This is a genomic window from Variovorax sp. P1_H12_2, from assembly GCF_056405335.1.
The window spans coordinates 1-5,080 of sequence record NZ_JBFUCI010000443.1 but is presented as its reverse complement, the minus strand read 5'-3'; the positions used below and the strand labels follow the sequence as shown (position 1 = coordinate 5,080).

The 5,080-nt window shown below is 69.7% G+C and carries 5 protein-coding genes; 2 read left to right on the top strand and 3 right to left on the bottom strand.

What is annotated here, in order from left to right:
• A partial coding sequence (locus AC1D2K_RS29535) for a short chain dehydrogenase (RefSeq protein ID WP_478093356.1) occupies positions 1 to 474 on the bottom strand: 474 nt, incomplete at its 3' end.
• A 100-nt stretch (positions 475 to 574) separates the two neighbouring features.
• Here AC1D2K_RS29535 and AC1D2K_RS29530 point away from each other — a divergent pair.
• On the top strand, positions 575 to 1,456 hold the full coding sequence (locus AC1D2K_RS29530; protein WP_478093355.1) for a LysR family transcriptional regulator: 882 nt from the start codon (positions 575 to 577) through the stop codon (positions 1,454 to 1,456).
• 40 nt (positions 1,457 to 1,496) lie between these two features.
• Here the strand turns inward: AC1D2K_RS29530 and AC1D2K_RS29525 are convergent, their stop codons facing one another.
• A complete protein-coding gene (locus AC1D2K_RS29525; RefSeq protein WP_478093353.1) occupies positions 1,497 to 2,591 on the bottom strand; it encodes a BMP family ABC transporter substrate-binding protein in 1,095 nt (364 codons plus the stop codon).
• Positions 2,592 to 2,760: 169 nt separating this feature from the next.
• Here AC1D2K_RS29525 and AC1D2K_RS29520 point away from each other — a divergent pair, with 169 nt between their 5' ends.
• Entirely contained in the window at positions 2,761 to 4,113 is a 1,353-nt protein-coding gene (locus AC1D2K_RS29520) for a threonine/serine exporter family protein (protein WP_478093352.1), read from the top strand.
• A gap of 18 nt (positions 4,114 to 4,131) precedes the next feature.
• On the opposite strand, the gene AC1D2K_RS29515 is transcribed toward AC1D2K_RS29520, so the two are convergent.
• Positions 4,132 to 5,080, bottom strand: a 949-nt coding sequence (locus tag AC1D2K_RS29515; RefSeq protein WP_478093350.1) for an adenosine deaminase, incomplete at its 5' end; no start/stop codon positions are given.

The following is a 5,080-nucleotide window of genomic DNA, read 5'->3' as shown; positions in this document are numbered from 1 at the left end:
GGTCAGCACCGTCGGGCTGACCGCATTGATGCGCAGGCCGCGTGGCAGCTCGATGGCGGCCGCGCGCACGAAGCCCTCGACCGCCGCGTTGACCGCGGTCGCGTTGGCGCCCTGGCGGATCGGCTCGTCGGCCACGATGCCGGTGGTCAGCGTGATCGAACCGCCGTCGCGCAGCGCGTGCTGGCCGAGCAGCGCCAGCCGCACCTGGCCGAGCAGCTTGTCCTGCAGGCCGAGGTTGAAATCGACCGGGCGCATCGCCTCCAGCGGGCCGAAGAACACGCCGCCTGCGGCCGAGACGATCGCGTCGACCGGACCGACCGCATCGAACAGCGCGGTCACGCTGGCATCGCTCGTGATGTCGACCGGGTGGGCGCCATGCCGCCGGCCGACACCGACGACCTCGTGCCGGGACGCCAGGGCCKACGCGACCGCGCTGCCGACGGCGCCGCTCGCGCCGACAAGAAGAATCTTCATGGGGAACTCCAGATCAATGAGACAAAAGCCATTGTTTTACGAATGCTTGATTCGATAAACGGTCTTTGGCTTCGCTCATTCGAAACTTATAGTTCGGAATATGGACAAACTGCGCGCCATGGAAGTCTTCGTTGCCGCCATCGATGCCGGCAGCTTCGCGGGCGCCGCACGGACCCTGGACCTCTCGGCGGTGATGGTCGGCAAGCATATCCAGGCCCTCGAAACCCAGCTCGGCGCGCGCCTGCTCGAGCGCAGCACGCGCCGCCACCGGCTGACCGAGATCGGCGCGGCCTACCTGGAGCGCTGCCGCGACGTGCTCGCCAGCGTGCACACCGCCGACGGAGTGGCCGAATCGCTGCGCGCGGTGCCGCAGGGCACGCTGCGGGTCACGGCGCCTGTGGCCTACGGCGCGCAGCGGCTGATGCCGGTCATCGGCGACTACATGGCGGCCCATCCACAGGTGCGGGTGGAGCTCCATCTCAACGACCGGGTGATCGACCTGGCGGAGGAAGGCTTCGATTGCGGCGTGCGCTCGGGCGCTCCGGTGGACGACCGGTGGGTGGCGCGCCCGCTGGCGCGCTCGCGCCTGTTCGCGGTCGCGAGCCCGGGCTTCGTCGCCCGCCACGGGGCGCCGCGTCATCCCTCGGCGCTGGAGACCTTGCCGCTGCTGTCCTTCGCGGCCTGGGGCCCGGCGCATTCATGGCGCTTCACGCGCGAGGGCGAGACCGTGCACGTGCGGGTCAACGGCCCGCTGGTGAGCAACAACGGACAGGCGCTGCTCACCGCGGCCATCCAGGGCGTCGGCGTGATCGTCCAGGCCGAACCGCTGCTCGCCCCGGCGCTGGCAGCGGGCCAGGTCGTGCAACTGCTGCCGGACTGGGAGCTGCCGGCCAGCGACGTGTACATCGTCCGGCTGCCTGAGGCGCGGCCGAGCGCCAAACTGCGCAGCTTCGTGGACTTCGTGGTGGATCGGCTGGGTTGACCGTCGCCCCAGGGCCGGCCCGGCCCCGGCCGGAGGCCGCTCAGGGCGTCCGGCGCGCGACCTTGCCTTGCACGCCTTCGACCAGCCAGTTCATCTTGAGGATCTGCTCGTCGTCGAGGGCCTGGCCCTTCGCGATCACCACCCGGCCCTCGTTGTCGCGCACGTCGGCCGCGGCGCGGAAAGGCTGCAGCCGGCCGGCCGCGATGTCCGTCTGGCGCGCCAGCACCTCGTCCTGCACCGCCTTCGGCACCTTGGGGCCGAAGTCGCCGACCCGGATCATTCCCTCCTTGACGCCGCCCCAGACGCTGCCGCTCTTCCAGCTGCCGTCGAGGGCCGCGCGGGCGCGCTCGGTGTAGTAGTTGCCCCACTGGTGGGTGACGGCGACGATCTGCGCGTCGGGGGCGACCTTGCGCATGTCGGAGTGGTAGGCCACCGCCATCATGCCGCGCTCCTGCGCCGCGGCCATGACCGCGGTCGAGCCGGTGTGGAAGGCGATCACGTCGACGTCCTGGTTGAACAGGGTCATCGCGGCGTCGCGCTCCTTCGGCGGATCGACCCAGGCATCGAGCCACACGACCTTGACCTGCGCCTTCGGATCGACCGAGCGCATGCCGAGCGTGAAGGCGTTGATGCCCTGCAGCACTTCGGGGATCGGGAAGCCGGCGACGTAGCCCGCGACGTGGGTCTTCGTCAGGCGCCCGGCGGCGACGCCGGCCAGGTAGCGGCCCTCGTAGTAGCGCGCGTTGGCGATCGCCACGTTGGGCGCGGTCTTGTAGCCGGTGATCGACTCGAACTTCACGTCGGGGAAGTCGCGCGCCACCTTGAGCGTCGGCTCCATGTAGCCGAAGCTGGACGTGAAGATGAGCTTGTTGCCCTGGCGCGCCAGGTCGCGGATCACGCGCTCGGCGTCGGCGCCCTCGGCGACGTTCTCGACATAGGTGGTTTTCACCTTGGCGCCGAGCGCGGCTTCGACCGCCTTGCGGCCGTCCTCGTGCTGGCGGACCCAGCCGGCGTCGGTCACCGGCGCGACGTAGACGAAGCCGATCTTCAACGGATCGGCCGCCGGCGCGGGTTGGGAAAAAGAAGGCGATAAAAAACAGGCGGCCGCAAGCGCGGCTGCGAGGTTTTTGTACATGGTGTTCCTCTACATGGCCCCAGAATGAAAGAGACGCTGCGGGGCAGCAGCGCCGGAAGCGATTTTACCCGCAGCCTCGGCCGCGCCCTGGCGCGGCAGAATGCGGGCACCAAGGATGGGCACTCATGCAGCGATCACACCGATGCCATCGATCCCGGACCCACGTCGCATGGCGATAGACGCCACGATGCCGGGCACCGCCGAAGTTGTCGCCACCGTCTCGCCGGCCGACGCCGAGCGCCAGCTGCGCGAGCGCCGGCGCCTGTTGCGCTTCCTGTTGCGCCTGGGCCACCTGCTGCTGGCCACCGGGGCCGCGGCGGGCGTGGTCGAGACCAGCCTGCGGCGCTTGGCGCAGACCTACAAGGTCGACCATTTCAACGTGCTGGCGCTGCCCACCGTGGTGTTCGTGAACTTCGCCGACGAAGAGGTGCAGCAGATCGAATTCACCGCCGAGCAGGGCCTGGTGCTGCGATTCGACCAGATCGAGGCCGCCTACGAGCTGGCGCGCGATGCCGAGCGGGCGCCGATCGATCCCGCCGAAGGGCTCAAGCGCATCAACGCCATCCTCGCGATGCAGCCGCCGCTCGGCCTGGCGTGGGGGGTGCTGGGCCATGTGCTGGTGACMGTGGGCATCGCGCTGGTGCTGCGGCCCTCGGCCGACGTGGTGGGTGCGGCGGCCTTTTTCGGCCTGGTGGTCGGCGTGCTCAAGGTGCTGGCGCGCAACCGCGGCGTCATCACCACGCTGCTGCCCACGGTGGCGGCCTTCGTGGTGACGCTGGTGTCGCTGCTGGCCGCCCGCCACGGCTTCGCGGCCAGCCCGATCTACGTGCTGGTGGCGTCGCTGGTCACCTTCCTGCCCGGCGGCACGCTCGCCATCGCCACCATCGAGCTGGCCTATGGGGACGTGGTCTCGGGCGGCACCCGCCTCGTTTCCGGCCTGCTGCAGCTGGTGTTCCTGGTGCTCGGCATGCTGGCGGCCGCTTCGATCATCGGCCTGCCGCCGGACACGCTGCTGGTGCCGGTGGCCGACGCCGCCGTCCGCGCCTGGGCGCCGTGGCTCGGGGTGTTCCTGTTCGGCATCGGCCACACGCTGCACTATTCGGCCCGCCTGAGCACCCTGCCCTGGCTGCTGGCGCTGCTGTGCGTCGCACAGGCCGGCCAGCTGGTCGGCAACGCGGTCTTCGGCGGCTACATGAGCGGCTTCGTCGCCGCGCTGCTGATCACGCCGGCCTCCTACATGGTCCAGTACCGGCTGGGCGGCCCGCCGTCCATGGTGACCTTCACGCCCGCGCTGTGGCTGCTGGTCCCCGGCTCGCTGGGCCTGATCGGCATGGCGGAACTGGTCGGCAACGACCGGCTCGCGGGGCTCGAGAACTTCATCGCGACGCTGTTCTCGATCGTGGCGATCGCGCTCGGCTCGGTGATCGGCACCGGCGTCTACAACGCGCTGTTCGAGCCGGTGCTGCAGCGCGCCGGCACGATGGCGGACGTCATGCTGCGCTACCTGCGCCTGCGCCGCTGAACGTCCGGAGCGTGGGGCTCAGGCGAAAGATTCGAACACCGCGTCGAGCCGGTCGGCATAGGCCCGCTTCGCGGCGGCGTCGACGAAGCTGCCCTCGAAGCTGTTGGCCGCGAGCTGCCAGGCGTGCTGCGCGGTGAGGCCGGTGGCGGCGAAGGTCTCGGTGAAGTTCTGGTTCAGGTAGCCGCCGAAGTAGGCCGGGTCGTCCGAGTTGACGGTCGCCACCAGCCCGGCGTCGAGCAAGGCGCGCAAGTTGTGCTGCGCCAGGTCGGGGAAGACGCAGAGCTTGAGGTTGGAGAGCGGACACACGGTCAGCGGAATGCGGTCCTGGGCCAGCCGCTTCATGAGCGCGGCGTCCTTGGTGCTCTGCACGCCGTGATCGATGCGCTCGACCTTGAGCACGTCGAGCGCGCTCCATACATAGGCCGGCGGTCCCTCCTCGCCTGCATGGGCGACCAGGTGGAAGCCGAGTTCGCGGCAGCGCGCGAACACGCGCGCGAACTTCTCGGGCGGATGGCCGAGCTCGCTCGAATCGAGGCCGACGCCGATGAAGCGGTCGCGCAAAGGCAACGCTTGTTCGAGCGTGGCGAAGGCATCCTCCTCGCTCAGATGGCGCAGGAAGCACAGGATCAGCGCGGCATCGACGCCGAGCTTCGCCTTGGCGTCGACACAGGCGCGGTGCAGGCCGTCGATCACGGTCTGCATCGCGACGCCGCGCTCGGTGTGGGTCTGCGGGTCGAAGAACATCTCGGTGCGCAGCACGTTGTCGGCCGCCGCGCGCTCCAGGTAGGCCCAGGCCATGTCGTAGAAATCCTGCTCCTTCAGGAGCACGCTGGCGCCGGCGTAGTAGATGTCGAGARAGGTCTGCAGGTTGGTGAAGGCATAGGCGGCGCGCAGCGCCTCCACGCTCGCATAGGGGATGGCGACGCCGTTGCGCTGCGCCAGCGCGAAGATCAGCTCGGGCTCGAGC